Annotated in this window: 25 protein-coding genes and 1 pseudogene; 11 read left to right on the top strand and 15 right to left on the bottom strand. The window is 66.7% G+C overall.

The window, feature by feature from the left end:
- Position 1: 1 nt before the first annotated feature.
- A complete protein-coding gene (hppD, locus tag ACYVIP_RS28750; protein WP_460401870.1) occupies positions 2-1,189 on the bottom strand; it encodes a 4-hydroxyphenylpyruvate dioxygenase in 1,188 nt (395 codons plus the stop codon).
- 135 nt (positions 1,190-1,324) lie between these two features.
- On the opposite strand from hppD, the gene ACYVIP_RS28745 reads away from it, so the two are divergent.
- Positions 1,325-1,801 (top strand): Lrp/AsnC family transcriptional regulator, encoded by a 477-nt coding sequence (locus ACYVIP_RS28745; RefSeq protein WP_460401868.1) that lies wholly within the window; start codon positions 1,325-1,327, stop codon positions 1,799-1,801.
- 62 nt (positions 1,802-1,863) lie between these two features.
- Here ACYVIP_RS28745 and greA read toward each other — a convergent pair whose 3' ends face one another.
- Together greA and ACYVIP_RS28735 are read right to left on the bottom strand one after the other, a co-directional pair.
- A complete protein-coding gene (gene greA, locus ACYVIP_RS28740; RefSeq protein ID WP_460402022.1) occupies positions 1,864-2,361 on the bottom strand; it encodes a transcription elongation factor GreA in 498 nt (165 codons plus the stop codon).
- A 176-nt stretch (positions 2,362-2,537) separates the two neighbouring features.
- Entirely contained in the window at positions 2,538-2,978 is a 441-nt protein-coding gene (locus ACYVIP_RS28735; protein ID WP_460401866.1) for a DUF4307 domain-containing protein, read from the bottom strand.
- Between the two features lie 149 nt (positions 2,979-3,127).
- On the opposite strand from ACYVIP_RS28735, the gene mca reads away from it, so the two are divergent.
- The 4 genes from mca (at position 3,128) to ACYVIP_RS28715 (ending at position 7,054) form a co-directional block, all read left to right on the top strand.
- Complete coding sequence (gene mca, locus ACYVIP_RS28730) at positions 3,128-4,009, top strand: mycothiol conjugate amidase Mca (RefSeq protein ID WP_460401864.1); 882 nt, start codon at positions 3,128-3,130, stop codon at positions 4,007-4,009.
- Complete coding sequence (locus ACYVIP_RS28725) at positions 4,006-4,326, top strand: hypothetical protein (protein ID WP_460401862.1); 321 nt, start codon at positions 4,006-4,008, stop codon at positions 4,324-4,326. Before mca ends, ACYVIP_RS28725 begins: the two co-directional genes overlap by 4 nt.
- 5 nt (positions 4,327-4,331) lie before the next feature.
- Complete coding sequence (locus ACYVIP_RS28720; protein WP_460401860.1) at positions 4,332-6,338, top strand: thioredoxin domain-containing protein; 2,007 nt, start codon at positions 4,332-4,334, stop codon at positions 6,336-6,338.
- 122 nt (positions 6,339-6,460) lie between these two features.
- On the top strand, positions 6,461-7,054 hold the full coding sequence (locus ACYVIP_RS28715; protein ID WP_460401858.1) for a hypothetical protein: 594 nt from the start codon (positions 6,461-6,463) through the stop codon (positions 7,052-7,054).
- Between the two features lie 135 nt (positions 7,055-7,189).
- On the opposite strand, the gene ACYVIP_RS28710 is transcribed toward ACYVIP_RS28715, so the two are convergent.
- Positions 7,190-7,666 carry a hypothetical protein gene (locus ACYVIP_RS28710; RefSeq protein ID WP_460401856.1) on the bottom strand — a complete coding sequence of 159 codons (477 nt, stop codon included), beginning with the start codon at positions 7,664-7,666 and terminating at the stop codon, positions 7,190-7,192.
- 37 nt (positions 7,667-7,703) lie between these two features.
- Positions 7,704-7,904, bottom strand: coding sequence for a hypothetical protein (locus ACYVIP_RS28705; RefSeq protein WP_460402020.1), 201 nt, complete (start codon positions 7,902-7,904; stop codon positions 7,704-7,706).
- 447 nt (positions 7,905-8,351) lie between these two features.
- Here ACYVIP_RS28705 and ACYVIP_RS28700 point away from each other — a divergent pair, with 447 nt between their 5' ends.
- A complete protein-coding gene (locus tag ACYVIP_RS28700) occupies positions 8,352-10,496 on the top strand; it encodes a hypothetical protein (protein WP_460401854.1) in 2,145 nt (714 codons plus the stop codon).
- A gap of 389 nt (positions 10,497-10,885) precedes the next feature.
- Here ACYVIP_RS28700 and ACYVIP_RS28695 read toward each other — a convergent pair.
- The 3 genes and pseudogenes from ACYVIP_RS28695 to ACYVIP_RS28685 form a co-directional block, all read right to left on the bottom strand.
- A pseudogene (locus ACYVIP_RS28695) lies at positions 10,886-11,122 on the bottom strand (UTRA domain-containing protein); the annotation flags it as partial.
- A gap of 266 nt (positions 11,123-11,388) precedes the next feature.
- Entirely contained in the window at positions 11,389-12,015 is a 627-nt protein-coding gene (trhA, locus tag ACYVIP_RS28690) for a PAQR family membrane homeostasis protein TrhA (protein WP_460401852.1), read from the bottom strand.
- Between the two features lie 100 nt (positions 12,016-12,115).
- Positions 12,116-12,553 (bottom strand): CoA-binding protein, encoded by a 438-nt coding sequence (locus ACYVIP_RS28685; RefSeq protein ID WP_460401850.1) that lies wholly within the window; start codon positions 12,551-12,553, stop codon positions 12,116-12,118.
- 38 nt (positions 12,554-12,591) lie between these two features.
- Here ACYVIP_RS28685 and ACYVIP_RS28680 point away from each other — a divergent pair, with 38 nt between their 5' ends.
- The 3 genes from ACYVIP_RS28680 (at position 12,592) to ACYVIP_RS28670 (ending at position 15,787) form a co-directional block, all read left to right on the top strand.
- On the top strand, positions 12,592-13,383 hold the full coding sequence (locus ACYVIP_RS28680; protein WP_460401848.1) for an isoprenyl transferase: 792 nt from the start codon (positions 12,592-12,594) through the stop codon (positions 13,381-13,383).
- A gap of 289 nt (positions 13,384-13,672) precedes the next feature.
- A complete protein-coding gene (locus ACYVIP_RS28675) occupies positions 13,673-15,010 on the top strand; it encodes a PhoH family protein (RefSeq protein WP_460401846.1) in 1,338 nt (445 codons plus the stop codon).
- A gap of 81 nt (positions 15,011-15,091) precedes the next feature.
- Complete coding sequence (locus ACYVIP_RS28670; protein WP_460401844.1) at positions 15,092-15,787, top strand: DUF998 domain-containing protein; 696 nt, start codon at positions 15,092-15,094, stop codon at positions 15,785-15,787.
- On the opposite strand, the gene ACYVIP_RS28665 is transcribed toward ACYVIP_RS28670, so the two are convergent.
- Genes ACYVIP_RS28665 through ACYVIP_RS28650 form a run of 4 tightly spaced genes read right to left on the bottom strand, consistent with a single transcriptional unit; the run spans position 15,767 to position 20,654 of the window.
- Positions 15,767-17,344: a P-loop ATPase, Sll1717 family gene (locus tag ACYVIP_RS28665; RefSeq protein WP_460401842.1), complete on the bottom strand. Its 1,578-nt coding sequence runs from the start codon at positions 17,342-17,344 to the stop codon at positions 15,767-15,769. The two genes, ACYVIP_RS28670 and ACYVIP_RS28665, sit on opposite strands and share 21 nt — an antisense overlap.
- Before the next feature lie 45 nt (positions 17,345-17,389).
- Positions 17,390-18,823, bottom strand: a complete 1,434-nt coding sequence (locus ACYVIP_RS28660; protein WP_460401840.1) for a GuaB1 family IMP dehydrogenase-related protein — start codon at positions 18,821-18,823, stop codon at positions 17,390-17,392.
- 24 nt (positions 18,824-18,847) lie between these two features.
- Positions 18,848-20,359: an ATP-dependent DNA ligase gene (locus ACYVIP_RS28655; protein ID WP_460401838.1), complete on the bottom strand. Its 1,512-nt coding sequence runs from the start codon at positions 20,357-20,359 to the stop codon at positions 18,848-18,850.
- 7 nt (positions 20,360-20,366) lie between these two features.
- The gene (locus ACYVIP_RS28650) at positions 20,367-20,654 is read right to left on the bottom strand and encodes a hypothetical protein (RefSeq protein WP_460401836.1); all 288 of its coding nucleotides are present in this window, start codon (positions 20,652-20,654) and stop codon (positions 20,367-20,369) included.
- Between the two features lie 115 nt (positions 20,655-20,769).
- Between ACYVIP_RS28650 and ACYVIP_RS28645 the strand changes: the two genes are divergently transcribed.
- Both ACYVIP_RS28645 and ACYVIP_RS28640 read left to right on the top strand, forming a co-directional pair.
- Complete coding sequence (locus ACYVIP_RS28645) at positions 20,770-21,618, top strand: helix-turn-helix domain-containing protein (RefSeq protein ID WP_460401834.1); 849 nt, start codon at positions 20,770-20,772, stop codon at positions 21,616-21,618.
- A gap of 14 nt (positions 21,619-21,632) precedes the next feature.
- Positions 21,633-21,818 (top strand): DUF397 domain-containing protein, encoded by a 186-nt coding sequence (locus tag ACYVIP_RS28640; RefSeq protein WP_460401832.1) that lies wholly within the window; start codon positions 21,633-21,635, stop codon positions 21,816-21,818.
- Here ACYVIP_RS28640 and ACYVIP_RS28635 read toward each other — a convergent pair.
- The 3 genes from ACYVIP_RS28635 to ACYVIP_RS28625 are packed head-to-tail and all read right to left on the bottom strand — an operon-like array spanning position 21,799 to position 22,914.
- The gene (locus tag ACYVIP_RS28635) at positions 21,799-22,083 is read right to left on the bottom strand and encodes a hypothetical protein (RefSeq protein WP_460401830.1); all 285 of its coding nucleotides are present in this window, start codon (positions 22,081-22,083) and stop codon (positions 21,799-21,801) included. The genes ACYVIP_RS28640 and ACYVIP_RS28635 overlap by 20 nt on opposite strands.
- 49 nt (positions 22,084-22,132) lie before the next feature.
- A complete protein-coding gene (locus ACYVIP_RS28630) occupies positions 22,133-22,480 on the bottom strand; it encodes a DUF5615 family PIN-like protein (RefSeq protein WP_460401828.1) in 348 nt (115 codons plus the stop codon).
- Positions 22,477-22,914: a hypothetical protein gene (locus ACYVIP_RS28625; protein ID WP_460401826.1), complete on the bottom strand. Its 438-nt coding sequence runs from the start codon at positions 22,912-22,914 to the stop codon at positions 22,477-22,479. The genes ACYVIP_RS28630 and ACYVIP_RS28625 overlap by 4 nt, the downstream gene beginning before the upstream one ends.
- Positions 22,915-22,969 lie beyond the last annotated feature (55 nt).

Genomic DNA, 22,969 nt, shown 5'->3' with positions numbered 1-22,969 from the left:
GCTACAGGTTTCCCCGGCGGTCCTGCTCGCGTTCGATCGCCTCGAACAGGGCCTTGAAGTTGCCCTTGCCGAAGCCGAGGGAGCCGTGGCGCTCGATCAGCTCGTAGAACACCGTCGGGCGGTCGCCGATCGGCTTGGTGAAGATCTGCAGCAGGTAGCCGTCCTCGTCCCGGTCCACCAGGATCCGGTGCTCCTTGAGCAGCTCGATCGGCACCCGCACCTGCCCGATCCGCGCCCGCAGCTCCGGGTCGTCGTAGTAGGAGTCCGGGGTCTCCAGGAACTCCACCCCGGCCGCGCGCATCGCCTGCACGGTGGCCACGATGTCGCCGGTGGCCAGCGCGATGTGCTGGCAGCCCGCGCCGTCGTAGAACTCGAGGTACTCGTCGATCTGCGACTTCTTCTTCGCGATCGCCGGCTCGTTGAGCGGGAACTTCACCCGGTGGTTGCCGTTGGACACCACCTTGCTCATCAGCGCGGAGTACTCGGTGGCGATGTCGTCGCCGATGAACTCGGCCATGTTCACAAAGCCCATGACCCGGTTGTAGAAGTCGACCCAGTGGTCCATCCGGCCGAGCTCGACGTTGCCGACGCAGTGGTCAACGGCCTGGAACAGCCGCTTGCCGGCGGGCACCGACGAGGACTTCTCGACGTAGCCGGGCAGGTACGGGCCGGTGTAGCGGGAGCGGTCGACCAGCGTGTGGCGGGTCTCGCCGTAGGTCGCGATCGCGGCGCGGCGGATGGTGCCGTGCTCGTCGGTGACGTCGTTGGGCTCCTCCAGGACGGTGGCGCCCTGTGCGCGGGCGTGCTCGACGCAGCGGTCCACGTCGCCGACCTCCAGCGCGAGGTCGACCACGCCGTCGCCGTGCTTGCGGTGGTGGTCGTGCAGCGGGCTGTCCGGGCCGACCCCGCCGTTGAGCACGAAGCGGGCCGAGCCGGACTCCAGCACGAACGACTTGTGGTCCCGGTTGCCGGTCTCCGGGCCCGAGTAGGCGACCAGCCGCATGCCGAACGCGACCTGGTAGAACCACGCGGTCTGGGTGGCGTTGCCGACCACGAACACCACCGCGTCCATCGCCCGGACGGGGAACGGGTCCTTCGACTCGTCGTGTTCGACGAGCCCGACGAGCTGGCGGAGCTGATCGAGGCTCACGTCGTCGAGTTGGCGCTGCTGGCCAAGGGTGTCAGTCATCGCGCGTCTCCTCCCTGGTTGCGGTAACCGCAGGATCCGGTCGTTTGGCAGTCTGCGCAACTGTCGACCGAATTACTGGACAACTCGTCCAGCTGTCCGCGCGGTTCGGTGAACGGAGTGAGGCATTCTGTGTAGATGACTGAGCTGGATGCCCTCGATGCCCGGTTGCTGCTGTTGCTGTCCGACGAGCCGCGGATCGGCGTGCTGGAGTGCTCGCGGCGGCTGGGGGTCGCGCGGGGCACCGTGCAGGCCAGGATGGACCGGCTCGAGCAGCGCGGGGTGCTGTGCGGGTTCCCGCCGGAGGTGGACCTGGCGGCCATCGGCTACGGCCTGACCGCCTTCGCCGTGCTGGAGATCGCCCAGGGCAGGCGGATCGAGGTCGCCGCCAGGCTGGCCGCGATCGACGAGGTCTGCGAGGTGCACGCCACCACGGGCGAGGGTGACCTGTTGGTGCGCATGGTGGCCCGCTCCAACGCCGACCTGCAGCGGGTCATCGACGAGGTGGTCGACGTCCGCTGGGTGCGCCGGACCTCGACGTCGATCGCGTTGTCCACGCCCGTGCCGCCCCGGGTCCGGCCACTACTGGAGCGAGTCGCCGGACATGCCAAATAGGCCCATTCCGGTGATGAAATGGGCCTATTCGTCACATCGGGTGATTTCCCCCAGTCGGGGATTTATCCCGTGTAGGGCACGGCCTTCACGAGCGTCACCTTCTGGGTGTTGCCGTTGGGCAGTTCGTAGGAGCGGGTCTCGCCCTCCTTGGCGCCGAGCAACGCCCTGCCGAGCGGCGACTCCGGTGAGTAGACCTCGAGCTCTCCCTCGGCACCCTCTTCGCGGGTGGCGAGCAGGAAGTGCTCGGTGTCGGTGTCGCCCTCGTACCGGATGGTCAACACCTTGCCCGGCTCGGCCAGCCCGTCGTTGGCCGGTGCCTCGCCGACCTTCGCGTTGCGCAGCAGTTCCTGCAGGTGACGGATCCGCGCCTCGGCCTGGCCCTGCTCTTCACGTGCCGCGTGGTAACCCCCGTTCTCCTTGAGGTCACCCTCCTCACGGCTGGCGTTGATCTTCGCGGCGATAACCGGGCGATTGTCAACGAGCTCGTCAAGCTCCTGCTTGAGCCGGTTGTAGGCCTCCTGGGTCAGCCAGGTCACCTGGGTGTCGCTCACGGTCACCAACTCCTCGCTCATACTTCCGGGTCCCGCGGATTCGGGTCGGTAGTTCCCGGGCGGCGGCGAACACCCGGAACGGAAAAACACGGCCCCCCTGGGACCGTGCAGGTACGACAGGCTATCACGAATGCCTGAACGACCCTGACTGATTTGTCCGATTCCGCCGAGCGGCGAACACTAGTTCACCCTGATGGCGGCAGGCCCGTGGACAGGTATGACGGAACCTGGTACGAGCAGCCGAACACATCGGCCGTCACCGGTTCGGCGGTGCTCCGGATGACCGTCGTCACCCGGGTGGACGCAGCGCCGGGGCCGACCAGGACCTCCTTGCGACCGCCCTCACTGCCGTCGAGCACCCGGGTGCGCACGATGCACACGGCCGGGCGGTCCGGGGTGTCCCTGGTGATCTCGAAGGTGAGCCGCATGGTGTTGTCCGGCAGGTTGTCGAAGCTGGTGGCCTGCGTCTCGATGGGCGCGGTGCCGAGGTTGGTGTAGCCGATCCAGGCGATCACGGCGCCGAACAGGATGGCCGACGCGCCGAGTAACCAGTAGCTGCGACGCGACCGCCGGCGTGGCCGAGTCCCGTACCGGTCCTCGAGCTTCGTCGGTGTCGGCGCACTCATGCCTGGGCCTCCAGCCGGATTGTCGGAGCCGCCGGGAACAATGTTCCCCGCGAGCTTGGTTCGTACAACCAGGTCGAGTATCCGGCAGGCGGACTGCGGGGTATGGCTGGGGTGAGCGTCTGGGAGGACGGGATCATGGCGGAGGGACGATGGCGGAGAAGCTGAGGCTGATGGCGGTGCACGCGCACCCGGACGACGAGTCAAGCAAGGGCGCCGCGACCATGGCCAAGTACGTGGCCGAAGGCCACGAGGTCATGGTGGTCACCTGCACGGGAGGGGAGCGCGGGGACATCCTCAACCCCGCGATGGACCGCCCCGAGGTGCTCGAGAACATGAACGACTACCGGCGCAAGGAGATGGCCAGGGCGGCGGAGATCCTCGGGGTCTCCCACCGCTGGCTCGGCTTCGTCGACTCCGGGTTACCAGAGGGCGACCCGCTGCCACCGCTGCCGGAGGGTTGTTTCGCGCTGGTGCCGCTGGCGGAGTCGGTGCCCAGGCTGGTCGCGGCGCTGCGCGAGTTCCGGCCGCACGTCGTGATCACCTACGACGAGAACGGCGGCTACCCGCACCCGGACCACATCCGCACCCACGAGGTGTCGGTGCCGGCCTTCGACGCGGCCGGCGACCCGGACCTCTACCCCGAGGCGGGCGAGCCGTGGACCCCGTTGAAGCTCTACTACTCGCACGGGTTCTCCCGGGCCAGACTGCAGGCGGTGCACGACGCGCTGCTGGCCAGGGGGATGGAGTCGCCCTACGAGGAGTGGCTGGCGAAGTGGGACAGCTCGCGCGGCGACGTCGACGGCCGCGTGACCACCAGGATCCAGTGTGGGGAATACTTCGAGAAGAGGGATGCCGCGCTGCTCGCCCACGCGACGCAGATCGACCCCAACAGCCGGTGGTTCGCCGTGCCGCTGGAGGTTCAGCGCGACGTGTGGCCGTACGAGGAGTACGAGCTGGTGCGGTCCCTCGTGGACACGACCCTGCCGGAGGATGACCTGTTCTCGGGCATCAGCGAAAAGGTAACCGCATGACGTTGCTGGGTATGGACCAGGCGACCGCCGAGGTTGACGCCACGGTGGCCCTGGTCGCCCAGCCGCCGTCGACCCCGAACGAGGATCCCGGTGGGCGCGGGGAGGACTTCGGCAAGTCCTCCCCGGTCGGCCTGCTGGTGATCCTGCTGTTCGCCGTCGCGGTGATCGTCCTGGTGCGCTCGATGACCAAGCACCTCAAGCGCGTCCCGGAGAGCTTCGACCCGCCGGAGCCCGACGGTGATGATCAGGGTGATGATCAGGGTGACGACAGGAAGGCCTCGGCCGAGAACGGCGACGCCGACTCCGCGAAGAGCTGAGGCCCATGGCGAACCGGCTGGCACACGCGACGAGCCCGTACCTGCTCCAGCACGCCGACAACCCGGTCGACTGGTGGCCGTGGTCGCCGGCGGCGTTCGCCGAGGCGCGCCGCCGCGACGTGCCGATCCTGCTGTCGATCGGCTACGCGGCCTGCCACTGGTGTCACGTCATGGCCCACGAGTCCTTCGAGGACACCGAGATCGCCGAGGTGCTGAACGAGCGCTTCGTCAACATCAAGGTCGACCGCGAGGAGCGGCCGGACGTGGACGCGGTGTACATGACCGCGACCCAGGCGATGACCGGCCACGGCGGCTGGCCGATGACGTGTTTTCTGACGCCAGACGGCGCCCCGTTCCACTGCGGCACCTACTACCCGCCGACGTCCAGGTCCGGCCAGCCGTCGTTCCGCCAGCTGCTGGAGGCGGTCGACGAGGCGTGGTCGGACCGGGGCGCGGAGGTGCGCGAGGCCGGCGAGCGCATCGTCGCCCAGCTGGCCAAGCAGACCGAAGCCCTCCCAGCATCCACAGTGGACACCGAGGCGCTGGCCGGCGCGGCCGCCGCCATGCTGCCGGAGTACGACCGCAGGAACGGCGGCTTCGGCACCGCGCCCAAGTTCCCGCCGTCGATGGTGCTGGAGTTCCTCCTCCGCCACCACGAGCGAACCGGTTCGGTCGAGGCACTGTCCATCGTCGAGGGCACCGCCGACGCGATGGCCGCCGGCGGCATCCACGACCAGCTCGACGGCGGCTTCGCCAGGTACAGCGTGGACGCCGGCTGGGTGGTGCCGCACTTCGAGAAGATGTTGTACGACAACGCGTTGCTCCTGCGCCTCTACGCGCACCTCGCGCTGCGCACCAGGTCGCCACGCCACCGCGAGGTGGCCACCCAGACCGCCGAGTTCCTCCTCCGCCGCCTGCGCACCCCGGAGTCCGGCTTCGCCGCCTCCCTTGACGCCGACACCGACGGCGTCGAAGGCCTGACCTACGCCTGGACCCCCGCGCAGCTGGTCGAGGTGCTCGGCGAGGACGACGGCACCTGGGCCGCGACCCTGCTGAACGTGACCGCCCACGGCACGTTCGAACACGGCACATCCACCCTGCGCCTGCTGCAGGAACCCGACATCCCCGCCCGCTGGCACAAAGTCCGCGCCGCCCTACTGACCGCCCGCGACCAGCGCCCCCAGCCTGGCCGCGACGACAAGGTCGTGACCGCCTGGAACGGCCTGGCGATCGGCGCCCTGGCCTACGCCGGCGCCGCCCTCGGCGAGCCGGAATGGATCGACGCCGCCATAGCCGCCGCCACCCTCGTCGTCGACCTGCACCTGGTCGACGGCCGCCTCCGCCGAGCGTCCCGCGACGGCGTCGCCGGCGAGGCCGCCGGCGTGCTGGAGGACTACGGCTGCCTGGCCGAAGGCCTGCTCGCGCTGCACCAGGCCACCGCCGACCCCCGCTGGCTGACCACCGCGACCGGCCTGCTCGACACCGCCCTGGCCCACTTCACCGACCCCACCGCCGACGGCGCCTTCCACGACACCGCCGACGACGCCGACGCCCTGGTCTGGCGCCCCTCCGACCCAGCGGACAACGCCAGCCCTTCCGGCGCGTCCGCCACCGCCTCCGCCCTGCTCACCGCATCGGCGCTGGTAGGGCCCACCCAAGCCAGCACCTACCGAACCGCCGCCGAAGCCGCGATAGCCAGAGCGGGCCTGCTGGCCGAACGGGCCCCCCGCTTCGCCGGCCACTGGCTCGCGGTGGCCGAGGCCGCCGCGGCCGGCCCGATCCAGGTGGCCATCGTCGGCGACCCGACCGACGACCGCCGCACCGCGCTGGTCGAGACCGCGACCCGCAAGGCCCCCGGCGGCGCGGTCGTCCTGGCCGGCCTTCCGGACGAGGCTCCCCTGCTGGCCGACCGCCCGCTGGTCGACGGCCGGCCCGCGGCCTACGTCTGCCACGGCTACGTCTGCGACCGCCCCGTGACCGAGGTCGCGGACCTGCTGTCCGCCCTGGCCTGACGTTTCCACCCCGAGCGAACATCATGGCGCTGACGCTCGCCTTCTGTAAGCTCGGTATTGATGTAATCATGTAAGTCAGCCGGTCGGAGGCTGCCATGTTCGAACAGTGCGGGGTGGATGAGATGGGACCAAGAGGACACCGTTGGGGCCCTGGCCGAGGCTGGGGCGGCCCACCCAAGGGCAGGGGCGGCTGGCAGAAGGCTGATCTCCCGTCGGCCGACGACGCGGCGGCCTGGTTCGCCGGCCGGTTGCCGGACGGCTGGTTCACCGAGCCACCCCTGGTGGTGGTGGACCGCGAGGAGATCACCGTCGTAGGCCAACTCCAGCCGCTGGAAGGCGAGTTCGCCGACGACGCCGCCAGGGCAGCCGCCGAGTCGGGCCGAATCAGCCGCTACCGCGAGGAGACCCGCGAGGAGCGCATCGAGATCGCCCGGCAGGCAGAGCACCGCTACGGCCGAAAGGTCGCCTGGGGTGCTCGCATCGGCGACACCGAGGAACTGTTCACCACACTGTCGGTCCCGGTGATGACGCGCCTACGCCAGGAGGAACGCCTGATCCTGGACACCCTGGTGGACGCCGGCGTGGCGAGGTCGCGCTCCGAAGCGCTGGCCTGGGCCGTCCGCCTGGTAGGCGAACACGCCGACGAATGGCTGACCGAACTGCGCAACGCCATGTCCACAGTGGACGACCTGCGGGCCAAGGGCCCAGAACTCTAGATCGACACCCGAGAACCGACGGCCGCCCCCGGGTCGGGGGCGGCCGTCGCCCACGTAGGCAGCCAAACCGCCCCGGAAACCCGAGCCAGACTCCCGAAATGATCGACGATCGCCCGCAACCAGGATGCGGATCAGTTATGGGAAAGAGAAAAAAGATTGGATAAGCAAGCGTAGGATTCGCAATCGGAATGCGTCGCAGATCGTGACCGATCGGCCAAAGATGCCGATCCCGCGCACCGAAAACGTTGCTAGTCCAGCAGAGTCCGCCAAGGCGTCGAGTAGCACCTCATTACCGAAGTTCGGCGAGGCAGGATCGATCCGAAGGTCGAATTCGGTAACGAGCTGATCATAGAACTCTGCCCACTCAATTCGAGCCACGGTCCCCGGCACCCAGATCCGATGCGACCGCTGCCACGAAGGTTCCACTGTTCGCGCAGCGGCGAGCGGATGCCGAGGCCCAACAAGAAGTTCCAGCGGAGAGTCGAAAGCCCGGATCATCCGCACGTCGCGCGGCAGCGTTGCCAGGTCGACGATAGCCCGAAACAAGGCATCGACCTCACCCGCCTGAACGGCGCCGACCACCACCCGCGGATCGTTGACCTTGAATGTCACCACATCAAGGTCGACCTGGGGACGCGCCCGCCAGTAGTCATGCAGCACAACAGTCTGAGCGGCCCGCAGACCGAGCACATCGACCCGAACGGCCCGCGACCCCGGCCGGACCGCGTGACCGCACGCTCGACCCCCGCGACGATGCCCAGCGCGTGTGGCAGAAACGCCGCCCGTTCAGCGTCAGTTCGACCCCACGAGCGGTGCGGGTGAACAACCGGCTGCCGAGTTCCCGCTCCAGATCCGCGGTCTGCTTCGAGACAGCCTGCTACGTCACGTTGAGTTCGTCGGCCGCATGCTGCGGCTGATAAGATGATTCCTCCCCAATGTGCCATCCTCCTGACCGCTGGCCGACATGATCGAACTACTCGGACTGGTGCCTACTTGTCGCCGTTCCTCTCGCCTTGTCGACCCGGTGTTAGACGATTACCGGACGTGAAATGTTGGCTCGCCGTGATACGTGGACGCTCCAGCCGACGATGTGACTTTACGTGGATGTTTATGCGCGCCACCGGAGGTGGCGCTGCTGAGCGTGCTCGGGGCTGCGCTGCGCTGGTCGGCCGGCGTGAACCGAGCGGGAGCCAGCCGTGCCGCGATGGATGCGGGCCATGTTGCCAACGTGACGGGGTAAGGCGCCTTGATCCCACAGAGCCAAACTGCGGTGATGAAATGTCTATGATGAATGAAAATGAGGAAAACGTTGATTGATACCTTGGAAAGTCTTGCGATCGCCTTAGTGAAAACATCTGGTCAGCCGTTTAAAACGGATGATGAAGTCAAGGCAATAAATGTACTTCCGCGTGCGCCAAAGGGATATGTTTGGCCTCGGCTAACGGGATGGGAGGAAAATCCAGACGCGCGTGTCGTGATTATTGAGGCCGCTGGTGCTGTTGGTAAATCTGCCGCCGCCTTGGCATTGGCTGAGCGACTTAAATGGCCATTGGTGGATACTGCGAAGGCCCAGGTTGGCTCGTATTCGTTGACTGGACTGATACACGATGCTTTCGGCTTCGATTCGCCATTCTTGGCGGAGGTTTCAACAGGAGCGGCTGGCATAATAATTGATGCACTGGACGAAGCGCATTTGCGTGCTGGAACGACGAATTTCGAAGCATTTCTGGACAATGTTCGGAAACTTGCTGCATCGCCCCAGGGTCGGCGCTCTCCAAATGTGGTGCTATTTAGTAGGCCAGATACTGCGAATTTGATAAAAACATATTTCGGTGAACACGGTACGGCATTTATGTCGATGACTATCGAATTCTTTACCTATCAACAAACATGTGCATACATTGCTTCCTATTTGGATGTGCAGCACGAACTGCATCCTGGGTCGGGCAGATTCTATGACGTTGCACGTAGGCACCCGGAGCCTTTCGGTGCTTTGCGTGACAAGAGGATTAGGGAAGTAGCTTCGGCCCTTACTTCATCGGTGGTATCGAACCCGTCGGACCGTTGGGGTGAACTGGGCAGTTTTCTTGGATATGCTCCTGTTCTTGCTGTTTTAGCTGAGTATCTAGCGGTCTCGAATCCGAAGAAGGAGCAGGGAGATGATCGATCATTCCGGGCTACCCCTGCCAAGGTACTTCTCGAAATCATTGAAAACATCCTGACGCGTGAACAGAAGAAGTTCACCGATCAAGTGGTCCCTCAGTTGCGCGCCAAGCTTCCCGCCGACGACGATTGGGACCGATTCGCGCTTATGTACACGCCGGAGGAACAAGGAATCCGACTCGTGGCTCGGAATCTAAACATCGGATTTGCGGCACCTGTTCCTGCCGATGTTCCGAGTAGCATCCGCTCGGAGTATGACGCGTTTGCGGACCAGCAGATTGCGGACCATCCATTCTTGGCCGATCGAAAGGCTGTGAATGTGGTCTTTGCTGACTATATCCGCGCAAAGGCGACCATAGATGTTAGTTGTCGTACGGTTCTAGATAGGGAACCTGCTGCCGAGGTGACTTCGGTTGGCCCTTTCTTCTATCAGTTCGTGCACGAATTCTCCCCGAAGGAGACCGATGGATCAGCCGAACTTAGCGAAGGATTTGTTGCTAAGATTTTGGAGTCCTATAATCAAGCTTTTACTGTCGGGGGTACGCCTCTTTCGATGTATTTCCAGCAGGATGGCTCGGCGCAATTATTTCTAATAGTAATAGGGTCCAATCTGCGAGATTATCGAGTTATCTTAGATTTCGATATCGTGGATCTGTCTGGCTTCCTAGAGATTAAGAATGAACTGAGAAGAACGTTTATTCGCACCGATTCTGCGTTAGGATTGTCGGGTGAGCGGGATCGGTTCACTATCGGGCCACGTGTATCAATTCACTGCAATGAACTTATTGTTGATATTGATGGTTTATCCGTGGATCCAATTGGTGGCGTTAATTCAATTGTTGCCGGTGCGATCGAGGTTCGCAAGAACCTAACTATTGACTGTCCGAGGCCTAATTCTCTTCAAATAGTAGGAAGGCATCCGGTATCTGCGCTAATTCCGTACTTTGTCGATTCGCCTGATGTTGAAGACTATGTCGACGCGGGCGGATATCTGACATTGAGATCGCTTCTGAGACGATTTGCGCAAGGGATCGGTTCAATGCCCAGTGTTTTTGCTGATCTTTTGGATCATCGGGTGATCAAGGATAATTCGGAGCGCAAACGTTACATGTCCCGCCTGTGTGAAATCGGCGTTGTTGAAAAAGCCTCAAATCACTACTATTTAAACACGTCGGTCCTGTCTGGGTATGGGATCAGTTTTCAGGATATTATAAACGGGAGCCCAACGGAGTCGATTTTGAGATTCCTCTCCGTTCTTAACGATAATCAAGTAGGGTAGGTTGGGTTAGGTGTCCTAAGGACAGGCTGTCGGCGTGTATTGGAGGTTTGAAGTGTCGTGTTGTACACGGGCTACGGCGTATTATTAGGAAGATGGTGGGACAGACATTCTTGTATTGTGTCGTGAGTAGTGGACTTCGACGTCAGATTTGCGGCTCCGGCGAGTTGGGAGTCCACGCGGGTCTCGCCGAGCGCGAACCCTAGGTAGGACGTCTTGCGTTGGCGACCAGGGCCACCGTGTCTTCAGATGGCGATGGTCGGTCGGGAGCGTGTCGCGGCGGTGGCGACGACGGCCAAGAGGAGGAGGGTGCCGAGGACATACGGGCTTTGGAATCCCAGACGAGTGTGAGGGTGCTGATGAGCAACGTGCCCTTGCTGGACGTTCGAACTTCAGTTCTCGATGTCGAACGTGTAGACGAGTTCGGACTTGTCGGCGCGGTGAACGAAGCGGGTGATTTCGAACGGGTCGCCGCGCTGGTCGAAGCTGGTATGGAGGACGTCCAGGATGGGGGCGCCGGACAGTGGTTGGAGGAACTCGGCTTCCTTGATGGTGCGCATTCTCGCGATGATCTCGTGGCGGCCGGTGGTCGTGATGTGGCCCTTGTTCTTTAGGCGGCCGTAGATGCCTCCTGTGCCGGTCTTGGGCTCCGTGAGAGATGTCCCGTCGGCGTCTGATTAGCAGACGTAGGTGTCACAAGTTGTACAGGCTCGTTGTTGGCGTGGTACTCGTTCAGGTGGCGGATGACCGACCTCGTCGCTGGGGATCGACGTCGGGGGTGGGTTGAGACGGGGGCACACGCACCTGATGCCGACCAGTCATGAAAGGGTCAAGCGGGCGATCCACAGCTCCCTTGCAGACGGCCTGAGCCATGATCCAATCAGCATAATTGCAGCTAGGCGTACATGGCGAGCCAGATCGCGATGTAGTGGGAGATCGCGGCCAGGACGGTGGCGGCGTGGAAGAACTCGTGGTGGCCGAAGACATGTGGCCACGGGTCCGGCCAGCGGGTCGCGTAGAAGACCGCGCCCAGGGTGTAGAACGCGCCGCCCACCAGCAGCAGCACGAACGCCGCCACTCCGGCATGCGCCAGCAACTCGGGCAGCACGAACACCGCCACCCACCCCAACGCCACGTAGATCGGCGTCCCCAGCCATCGTGGCGCGTTCGGCCACAGCAGCTTCAGCCCGACACCCAGCGCCGCCCCGCTCCACACGATCGACAGGACCACGTACCCCGTCGGTTGGGGCATCGCGAGTAGTGAGAACGGCGTGTACGTCCCGGCGATGAAGATGAAGATCATCGAATGGTCGAGGCGCTTCATCCACGCCCGCACCCGCAGGCTCTGCCACCACCGCCGGTGGTACAGCGCGCTCACCCCGAACAGCCCCAGCACTGTCGCGCCGTAGATCGACGTCGCCACCGCCGCCGTTGTCGACACGGTGGCCGCGGCCAGTGCGATCAGCGTCGCCCCGGTCGCTACCGACACCAGGAACGACCAGTAGTGGATCACTCCGCGCATGCGCGGCTTTATCACCCGTGGCGGTGAGTCTGAGGTCAGCGTCGCGGAGGGCACGTCACTCAGGCTACGGGACCGTAGGTTTGGCGCAGAGTGACCGAGGTCACGACCAGCCGACGACCTCGCGGTGCTCCACCGCCAGGCAACGGTCCATCACCACGTCCAGGCCACCTGCCGCGGCGATCTCGGCGGCTTCGGGGCTGATTACCCCCAGTTGCATCCACAGGGCGCCGGCGCCTGCGGCCACCGCTTCGTGGGCTATCGACGGGACGTGCTCGCTACGTCGGAAGACGTCGACGATGTCCACCGGGCCGGGTAGCGCCGACAGCGACGGGTACGCCATGCGGCCCTGCCAGGTCGTCAGACCGGGGTTCACCGGGAAGATCTCCAGGCCGCTCCGTGCCAGGTACCCCGCCACCCCGAAGCTCGGGCGGCGCGGATTGTCCGACAATCCCACTACGGCGACCGTCCGCGCCTCCCGCACGAGCCGCTCGATCACCTCAAGCTCCTGCCAGCGCGGATCCATATCGGTTCGCTGCATGCCGCCAGTCTCCTCCCACTGGCGTACCCTGCGGGGACGTGAGTCCTCGCTGGCGGAGTATCCGCAAGAAAGCCTCCCGCATCGTCTACGGCGTCTACGACCGCCGGCTGATCCAGCAGGCTGCCGGCCGCCACCCCCGCCATGTCGGCGTGGTGCTGGACGGCAACAGAAGATGGGCTCGGGAGGCCGGCTTCACCGACGTCGCCGACGGGCATCGGGCGGGGGCTCGGCGCATCCTCGAACTGCTCGGCTGGTGTCGCGAGTCCGATGTCCAGTTAGTCACGCTCTGGTTACTTTCCACCGACAATGTCTCCCGGCCGCCGGCCGAGCTCGCGCCGTTGCTCGAGGTCATCGAGGGGGTCGTCGACGAGCTCGCGGTCGAGGGCAACTCGTGGCGGCTGCGGATCATCGGCGCCCTGGACATCCTGCCCAAGGAGACCGCCGATCGACTCTCCGCCGCCGCTCAGCGCACGGTCGGGCGCACCGGTATGGAGGTCAACATCGCGGTCGGTTACGGGGGCCGACGGGAGATCGCGGACGCGGTGCGCAAGCTGCTCCAGCAGCACGCGGAGAAGGGCCGCACGATCGAGGAGCTGGTCGAGGTTCTCGACGTCGACCACATCGCCGAGCATCTCTACACCTCCGGCCAGCCCGATCCCGACCTGGTCATCCGCACCTCCGGCGAGCAGCGCCTCTCCGGCTTCCTGCTCTGGCAGTCCGCGCACTCCGAGTTCTGGTTCTGCGAGGCCTATTGGCCAGATTTTCGCCGGACCGACTTCCTGCGCGCCTTGCGCGACTACGCGATCAGGCACCGCCGGTTCGGGTCCTGACAGGTCAGTCGCTGACATCCCACTCGGTGCGCACAAAATCACCCCCGTTGTTGCCTGTCGGGTACGGCCTACCCCGGGTAGCGTCCGAAGTGACGGGTCGTGCCCACGCGATCCGTCCCGGGAGGGCCCAGGTCGTGAAGGTGACGATCGAGAGGGCCGGCACCCGGCCCTTGTGGGCGACGCGATCAGCGTCCGGGAGGTTGCGGACGCTGATCTGATCGCCCGACCTGGGCAGGTGACCGGCCCGACGAGGAGCGAACGTGGGTGCCGCGTTCGCGTTGGAGTTGTCGTGACTGCTTCGCGTTCCTCTGCCACCTCGGGTGACCTGCGCCGTACCTACGTGATCGACACGTCCGTTCTGCTGTCGGACCCCTGGGCGGTGACCAGGTTTGCCGAGCACGCGGTCGTACTACCGCTGGTCGTGATCGGCGAGTTGGAAGGCAAGCGGCACCACCCCGAGTTGGGCTGGTTCGCCAGAGAGGCTCTTCGCCTGCTCGACGACCTGCGAGAACGCCACGGCCGGCTCGACCGGCCGATCCCCATCGGACCAGCTGGCGGCACCCTGCACGTCGAGCTGAACCACGCCGACCAGTCCGTCCTGCCGGCCGGGTTCCGCACCGACTCCAACGACGCTCGCATCCTCGCCTGCGCGCTCAACATGGCCGCGCACACCCCCGGCGTCACCCTGATCACCAAGGACATCCCGTTGCGGGTCCGGGCCGCGGCCGTCGGGCTGGACGCCGACGAGTACCGGGCCGGGGAGGTCACGCCGTCCGGGTGGACCGGGATGGCCGACCTCGAGCTCCCCGCCGAGGCGCTCGACGCGCTGTACCGCGACGGCGAGCTCGACCTCGCGGACTACGGCATCGAGCCGAGCGACCTGCCGTGCAACACCGGCCTGCGGCTGATCGCCTCGTCGGCCAGCGCGCTCGGGCGGATCACCAAGGACAAGACGGTCGCGCTGGTGCGTGGCGACCGGGAGGCGTTCGGCCTGCACGGTCGCTCCGCCGAACAGCGCGTCGCGCTCGACCTGCTGCTCGACCAGGAGGTCGGCATCGTCTCGCTCGGTGGGCGGGCGGGCACCGGGAAGTCGGCGCTCGCGTTGTGTGCCGGCCTGGAGGCGGTGATGGAGCGCAACCTGCACCGCAAGGTCATCGTGTTCCGCCCGGTGTACGCGGTCGGCGGGCAGGAGTTGGGCTACCTGCCCGGTTCCGAGAGCGAGAAGATGCAGCCGTGGGCGCAGGCGGTGTTCGACACCCTCGGCGCGCTGGTCAGCCGCCCGGTGATCGAGGAGGTGCTCGACCGCGGCATGCTCGAGGTGCTGCCGTTGACCCACATCCGTGGCCGGTCGCTGCACGACTCGTTCGTGATCGTCGACGAGGCGCAGTCGTTGGAGCGCAACGTGTTGCTCACCGTCCTGTCCCGACTGGGCAGCGGGTCGCGGGTGGTGCTCACCCACGACGTGGCGCAGCGGGACAACCTGCGCGTCGGCCGGCACGACGGCATCGCGGCGGTCATCGAGAAGCTCAAGGGCCACCCGTTGTTCGCGCACGTCACGTTGACCCGGTCGGAGCGTTCGCCGATCGCCGCGCTGGTGACCGAGATGCTCGAGGAGCACGCTTCCTGAGACCAAGGTAGGGGTAGCCCCCGAGTCATTCCGGGAGTTTCCCGGATGGTTCGGGGGCGGCCGGCGCGAGAGCGTTAACGCGTGACCAACATCGTGCTGACCAGGCCCCGCGTTGCCACCGACAGCGCCGCGCCCGGACCGTCCGCGTTCGCCGTTCGCCTCGGGCTGGCCGGGATCGTCTGCTCGCTGCTGTTCATGACGAACCTGACGATCACCGCGTGGCACGACATGAGCGTGGTGGACACGACCATGTCCGACTACGTCTTCGTGCCGGAGATCGGCTGGATGTTCGGCGCGGCGCTGCTGTGCATCTGCGTGGTCGGGGTCGGGGTGATCCGGGGGCTCGCGTCGGTTCGGTTGCTGGACAACGGGTTGCTGCGGGTCGCGCTCGGGTTGGCGGTGGTCGGGTCGGTGTTGGCCGCGGTGTTCCCGACCGATCTCGGGGAGTCGCTTTCGCTGTCCGCGCAGATTCACCGGTATGCCGCGGGGGTGATGTTCTACTGCGTGCCGATCGCGGTGGTGTTGGTGGCCAGGCAGTTGCGGGGGGTCGCCTACCTCGCCGGCTACCGGAAGTCCTTGTATGCCGGCGTTGTGGTCACCTCGGTGGTGCTGACGCTGTTCATGACCAGCCACTTCGGGGCGATGCCGGCGGCGTTGCAGGAGCTGAACGGGTTGTTCCAGCGGCTGCTGTACGTGTTGGAGCTGGGGCTGCTGGCCCAGTTGGTGCTGCTGCCGCTGCGGTTCCGGGCGCCGCGGTCAGTCCTCGTCGGACGGTGAGACCCAGACGTCCGCGTTGCCCATGTACACGTTGCCGCTCGGCAGGTTGCCGAGGACGACGGCCTTCTGTACCGGGTGGTAGTGCACCAGTTCGGTCGGCCGCGGCTGGAGGGTGAGTGCCGGCCGGAAGCACGGGTGTACGTGGAACTCGTTCTCGTCGGGCTGGATCGGCAGGGCCGCGTTCGTGATGTAGGTGATGTCGCCGCCCCGGCGAATCCCGAGGAAGCCGACGCGGTACAGCACTTCGGTGAGACCGTCGGGGGTCAACGCGGCGGCGAACCTCGGGAACTGGGCCCGCAACGCGTCGCCGAACTCGGCGAGATGACGAGCCATGGTGTCCCTGGTGACGATGAGGTCGCCGTTCTGGAACATGGCGAGTACGCGTTCCAGGAAGGGCAGTGTCGAGCTGAACTCCCTGACCAGGTCGAGGGTCTTCCACCGGGAGAAGCCAAAAGTCGCATTGATGACGTCCTGCTCCAGGATGCGGTCGTGTCCGGCGCCCCTGGCGGTGTCCCGGCAGAGGTTGAGGAACTGGATCGCGTCGCGCGGGCGCGGGAGCATGCGGGAGAACAGGTAGTCGACGACGGGTTCGCCATCAACGGTGGCCGGGAAGACCGTGCCCCACAGGTAGTCGCTCGTCACGTGGTGGCCGAGGGAGGCGGTGGCCCTGGTGACGGCCAGCTCGACCAACTGCTCACGGGACCAGTCGATGCGGATCTCGTCGCTGCGGAACTTGTCCGCCTCGCTGAAGGTGAGCGAGTCGTAGATGTCCGAACGCAGGAACACCACGGTTCTGGCCGCGCGCCCGTAGCTGTGCGCGACGTGCTTGCCGGCCACCAGCAGCCCGGTGATCAGGGCCTCGTTGTCCGGTTCGGCGGGCCAGATGTGCTCGAGCTTGTCCACCAGCAACAACAACGGCTGGTGGGCCTCGGCGCAGCCGAGATCCGTGACGGCCGTGGCCACGCCGCGCTCGATGATCGCGAGCTGCTCGGCGGCCCGGACGCCCTCGGACGCGGTGCCGAAGTCGGCGGACAGGGACATGCCGAACGCCCCGAGGGCCAGGCTCCCGCGCAACCCCTTGGCGGCCATGGCGATCCGGTTTGGCAGCCGCGCCTCGGCCAGCTCACCGTTGGCGCGCAGGAACCGGCGCACCCGCTTGACCGACTTCGGCTCCCGCCGGTCGTGCACGCGGCGGGCGTGGCGGTCGACGAGATAGCGGGCGATGTGGATCGCGAACACGTAGCGCCAGATCAGCGACTTGGCGGCCTCGCTGGTGAGCCCGGCCAGCTCGAACCCGCGCAGCTGACCGGCCGCGGTGTCGTCCGGCGTGATCAGCAGGTGGTTTCCCTGGGTGACCTCCGGCATGGCCAGGCGCATGCAGATCGCGCTCTTGCCAGAGCCCTTGCGGCCGATGATGAGGCTCTTGCGACCCCACAGTGCTTCCTCGAACGCGCTGGTGGCGAGGAACCCATGCCGGAGCAGTCCGTCGACGGCGTCGTGTTCGGCGTCGTCGCGGCCGAAGTAGAGCCCGCTCACCACATCCAGCAGGTCGGTCATGGGTGCCCCCGGGGATATCCGGGCCGATTGTCCCACAGATTGGGCTTACCAGCCCCGAGGAAGGGGCGCCCCCTCGGCGAAGCCGGATGCCGACTGGGTGCCGACGATCGCGCGGCGGTAGAACTCCTCCAGGGTGGTCGCGCCGGTGTAAGTGCAGGCCGAGCGCACGCCCGAGCAGATCGAGTCGAGCAGGTCCTCCACGCCGGGCGCGGCCGGGTTCAGTCGCATCCGCGAGGTGGAGATGCCCTCCTCGAACAGCGCCTTGCGGGCGCGGTCGAACGCGCCGTCGCCCCGGGTGCGGGCGCTGACCGCCCGCTTGGACGCCATGCCGAACGACTCCTTGTACGGGTGGCCCTGCTCGTCGCGCTGCAGGTCGCCCGGCGACTCGAAGGTGCCGGCGAACCAGGAGCCGACCATGACGTTGGACGCGCCGGCGGCCAGCGCGAGCGCGACGTCGCGTGGATGCCGCACGCCGCCGTCGGCCCACACCCGTTTGCCGAGGTCGCGGGCGGCCTCGGCGCACTCCAGGACGGCCGAGAACTGCGGGCGGCCGACGCCGGTCATCATCCGGGTGGTGCACATCGCGCCCGGGCCGACGCCGACCTTCACCACGTCGGCGCCCGCGTCGACCAGGTCGCGCACGCCGTCGGCGGTGACCACGTTGCCGGCCACCACCGGCACGCCGGGGTCGGTGCCGCGGATGGCCTTGAGCGCGGCCAGCATCTTCTCCTGGTGCCCGTGGGCGGTGTCCACGACCAGCGTGTCGACCTCGGCGGCGACCAGGGCCTCGGCCTTGGTCGCCACGTCGCCGTTCACCCCGATCGCGGCCGCCACGCGCAGCCGGCCGCGCGCGTCGAGCGCCGGGCGGTACAGCTCGGCACGCACCGCGCCGACGCCGGTGAGCACGCCGGTGAGCCGGCCGTCGGCGTCCACGCCGAGCGCGATCCCGCGCCCGTGCAGGCGGTCGAACACCTCGCGCGGCGGAGTGCCGATCGGCATGGTGACCAGGTCGGGGTTGGCGACCTCGCCGAGCCGGGTGAACCGGTCGACGTCCAGGCACGCGGCCTCGTCGACCACGCCGACCGGGCGCCCGTCGCCGTCGACGATGACCACCGCGCCGTGGGCCCGCTTGGGCAGCAGGTTCAGCGCGTCGGCCACCGCGTCGGCGGCGGTGAGCACCAGCGGCGTGTCCCACACCGGGTGCCGGGACTTCACCCACGCCACGATGTCGGCCACCGCGGCCGGCTCGACGTCCTGGGGTAGCACCACCAGCCCACCCCGGCGGGCGAGGGTCTCGGCCATCCGCCGCCCGGCGACCGCGGTCATGTTGGCCGCTACCACGGGGATCGTCGCGCCCGTACCGTCCGAAGTGGACAGATCAACGTCGAACCTGGACGCCACCGAGGAGCGACCTGGCACGAGGAAGACATCGTCGTAGGTCAGGTCGTGGCCGGGTGTCCGGTCATTGAGGAAACGCACCTTAGGGAGCGTAGCCGCCCTGGCTTACCCCGCCCTGGATAACAGCGTGCGGACGGCGGCGATCGTGTCGGCGTCCTGTGGCTCCTTGTCCGGGCGGTAGCGCACGACCCTGGCGAACCGGAGCGCGACACCGCCCGCGTAGCGGGTGCTGACCTGGACACCGTCGAGCGCGATCTCGACGACCAGGTGGGGTCGGAGGTGCACGGCCCAGTCCGTGCGGTGGGTTTCGTACCGGGGGAACTCCTTGGTCTGCCAGGTGAGTAGGTCGTCGGTGAGGCCCTTGAAGGTCTTGCCGACCATGACGAACGGTCCGCCGTCGGGGTCGCGGGCGCCGAGGTGGAGGTTGGACAGGTAGCCGGTGCGCCGGCCGTGGCCCCACTCGGCGGCGAGCACCACCAGGTCGAGCGTGTGCACCGGTTTGATCTTGCGCCAGGACTTGCCCCGCCTGCCGGCCTGGTAGGTGGAGTCCAGTGCCTTGACCACGACCCCTTCGTGCCCCTGGTCGAGCGCGTCGGCCAGCACCTGTTCGGCCTGGTCGGCCGTCGGTTCCAGCGCGCCGGGGATGACCAGCGCCTGTCCCACGGCCCGCCGCAGCGCGGCGGCGCGTTCCCGCAGCGGCGCGTCGACCAGGTCGACGCCGTCGAGGTGCACGCAGTCGAAGAAGTACGGGTGCAGCAGCGACTCCTGTTCGGTGGTGGCGCCGAAGCGGCTCATCGTCTCCTGGAACGGGCGGGGGCGGCCGTTGTCGTCCAGCGCGAGGGTCTCGCCGTCGAGCACCGCCTGCCGGCAGGGCAGCCCGCGCACCAGCTCGACCAGCTCGGGCACCGCGCCGGTGATCTCGCGCAGGGTTCTGGTGTAGACGTGCACGTCGTCGCCGTCCTTGTGCACCTGGATGCGCGCGCCGTCGAGCTTGAACTCGACGACGACCTGCCCCATGGTCAGCGCGTCGGCCAGCGACTCGCCGGGGGAGGCGAGCATCGGCCGGATCGGCCGCCCGAGCGTGAGCCCGAACTCGGCCAGCGCGGCGTGGCCGCCGGTGAGCGCGGCCTCGGCCGTGTCGGCCAGCCGGCCGGAGAGCATGAACGCGCGTCGTACGTCCTCCTTGCCGACGGTCGCGGCGGCCGCGATGGCGTCGAGCATGACGCCCTCCAGCGCGCCCTGCCGAAGCTCGCCGGTGAGCAGGTGCAGGAGGAAGCGCTGTTCGGCCTCGGTGGCCGCGCCGAACAGCGCGCTGAGTAACGCGGTGCGGCGGGCGGCCGAGCCGCTGCCGCTGGTGGTGGCGATCTCGGTGAACGTGGCGTCGACGTGGGCGACGGTGAGTGACGGTTCGGGGGCCGGTTGTACGTCCAGGCCGACCAGCGTCCGCCAGCCGGCGCCGATGCGGCCCTGCGCCGGCGCGCCGGCGAGGAACGCGACGACCGTCCTGATCTGGTCGCCCGCGCGGCGCAGCAGCCCCGCCATGGCCTCGATCTTGGCCAGGCGTGACCGCGTCGCGGAGACCGCGGCGGAGGTGGTCACGACATCGGACAGCTGCATGAACCCATCATGCCTCCGGGCACCGACAATCGCGTTCGCCCAGGTAGAAGCCGGATTCGTCGTCGTAGTCGCGCAGCCACGCGGCGATGTCGGACAGCCGGTCGCCGACGAGTCCGGACTGGCGGGGCGAGATCACGATGTAGCGGTCCTCGGAGTCGGTGATCCGGACTTCGGGGAGGAGCAGGGCCATGGTCACCGGCCCGTGGCCTTCGTGGGCGGGTATGGACCAGCGCCGGTCGACGGCCGTTTTGGCCAACCGGGTGACGGCCGCGTTGTCGTGCTCGGTACTGTTCATTTCGTTTTGTCCTCCGTGGTGTTGGCTTGCGCAACCCTCGCGCGTTGCAATTGCTGCATGGGATCCCCCGATTGTGTGATTGCGTGCAGTCGATGCAGCCGGTGAACATCGACCGGTGACAGGAAATCCCCATACTTCGGTGCGGTCGCGTACGGTCGCCGCAGAACTTCGCAGACTTCGGGAACAGCGTGGGCTGAGTTGTGTCGATGTCGGAAAGACACTGGGTGTCTCAGCCAGCAAAATCAGTCGAATCGAGACCGGCCACTCCGGTCTCCAGGTCGACGATGTGGCCGCACTACTGGGTTTCTACCAGGTGTCGGCCGCGGCAAGGCAGGAACTTCTTGACCTGCTCCGGCGCGGTGACCAGAAAGGATGGTGGGAACGCCAGGCCGGTCTACCCAAACTGTGGCGGGCCCTGGTCGATTTCGAGAACAAGGCGACCAGGATCCAGAACTACGAGTCGCTCCTCATTCCTGGTTTGTTGCAGACCGGCGAATACTGTCGGGCGATGATAAAGAGCATGAACGCCACTCTGTCCAGCGCTGAGCTGGATAATCTCATCGCCAGCAGAATGGCTCGGCAGAGCGTGCTCGACGGTACGCATGCGCCGCAGTTTCTCGCCGTGATCCACGAGGTGGCCCTGCGGATGCCAGTGGGCGAGCCGGGCATCATGGCCAGGCAGTTGCGGCACTTGTTGAGCTTCGCCGAGCGGCCGAACGTCGGCCTACGGGTGGTGCCGACTCGGAAGGGTGAGAACGCCGGACTTCGCGGGCCTTTCATGCTGCTGGAGTTCGCCGATGAGCCGGGAATTGTGTACGTCGAAAACCAGATCACCGGCATGTTCCTGGAGGAGGATGCCGATTTGGCCGGCTACCGGTTGGCGCTGGGGCATATCCTGAGTGTGGCCCTTGCACCGGCTGCAACGCTCGAGTTCATCGATGCGATCGTCGGCGAGTTGAGATGAGAGGAGCGCGAGTGATGTACGCGTTGGACTGGGACACCGTCCGCTGGCGCAAGAGCACACGCAGCAGCGACGTCGCGAACTGTGTCGAGGTCGCGTTGGCCGGTCAGGTGGTCGGGTTACGGGACTCCAAGAACACCGATGGTCCGGTGCTGGCCGTTCCTGTTAGCGCTTTCGACGCGCTCAGGGGTTCGGTGGGGTAGCTCCCGCAGGCCGACTACAGCTGATCGACTCGTCGATCTCCGCGCGGTAGGCCCCGTAATAGGCCATCGCCACCCGCACCTGGGACCGCAGTAGCCCGATCAGTTCGGCTGTTTCGGCGATGACTGCGTCGTCCGTCAGGTCGGGTGCGGACTCCCGCACGGTCAGCAGGGTGTCGACCACTTCCCACACGTCCGGCCCACCGAACAGTCCGGCCCGGCCGGCAGGGCTTGGCCGGAACACGATGCCGGGGAAACTGGTGACCACGGACACGGATAGTAGCGGCGCATCGCCGATCCCGCCCGGCCAGGCCAGCTCAGGTCAACCACCAAATGTCGTCCTGGCCGGGGACGCGGCCGGTGGACAGGGCCTCGTGCAGGGCGTTCGCGAGTCGGGGGATGCCGGGGCGAGTCCGTGGCCAGCGGCCGGTCGCCACGAACAGAATTCCGCCATGCCTGGCGTACCTGGCCAGGATCGTGAAGTCCCGGACGTTCTCGGTGACCAGACAACGGCCGTCGGCGGTTGCCGCCTCGAGGACGAGCTGGTCGTCCCTGCCGACCAGCTCGACCGTCGAGGCAACGGCGGTCACGTCGTGTCCCTTGTCCAGCAGGGTCAGGGCGAGCGTGTGCGGGTACATCTCGTCCAGCAGTAGGGCGACGGTCATTGGACGCTGGTCTCTCCGCGCAGCAATTCCCGCTCGGCCAGCCACTGCTGCTCGGTACGAACCGCGAGTTCACGGTTCGAGGTGATCCACCCGTCGATCTCGGCGCGGTAGGCGGCGTAGTACCGCACCGCGACCCGGACCTGGGAGGGTGCCAGCCCGATCATCTCGGCGGTCTCGGCGACCAGCGCGTCGTCGGCGAGACCGGCGGCGGACTCCCGCACGGTGAGCAGCGTGTCGATGACCTGCCACACGTCCGGCCCCGCGACCAGCCCGGCTCGCCGGCCGGCTGGACCCGGCCGGAACATGATGCCCGGGTGGTCCTCGGTGCGCATCGCCTCGTCGACGAAGGCACTGGTCACCGAGGACAGTGAGGTCCCGGGATGGTCACGTACATAGCGATCGAGGCGGCGCAACACCTCGTCCTCGAACCGCACGGGTGGTGGTTGACCTTGCCCGAGGGGGAGGCCACACGGTGGAGCCGTTCAGGTA

Source organism: Actinophytocola sediminis, from assembly GCF_054779715.1.
This window is presented reverse-complemented; position numbering and strand designations above follow the sequence as displayed.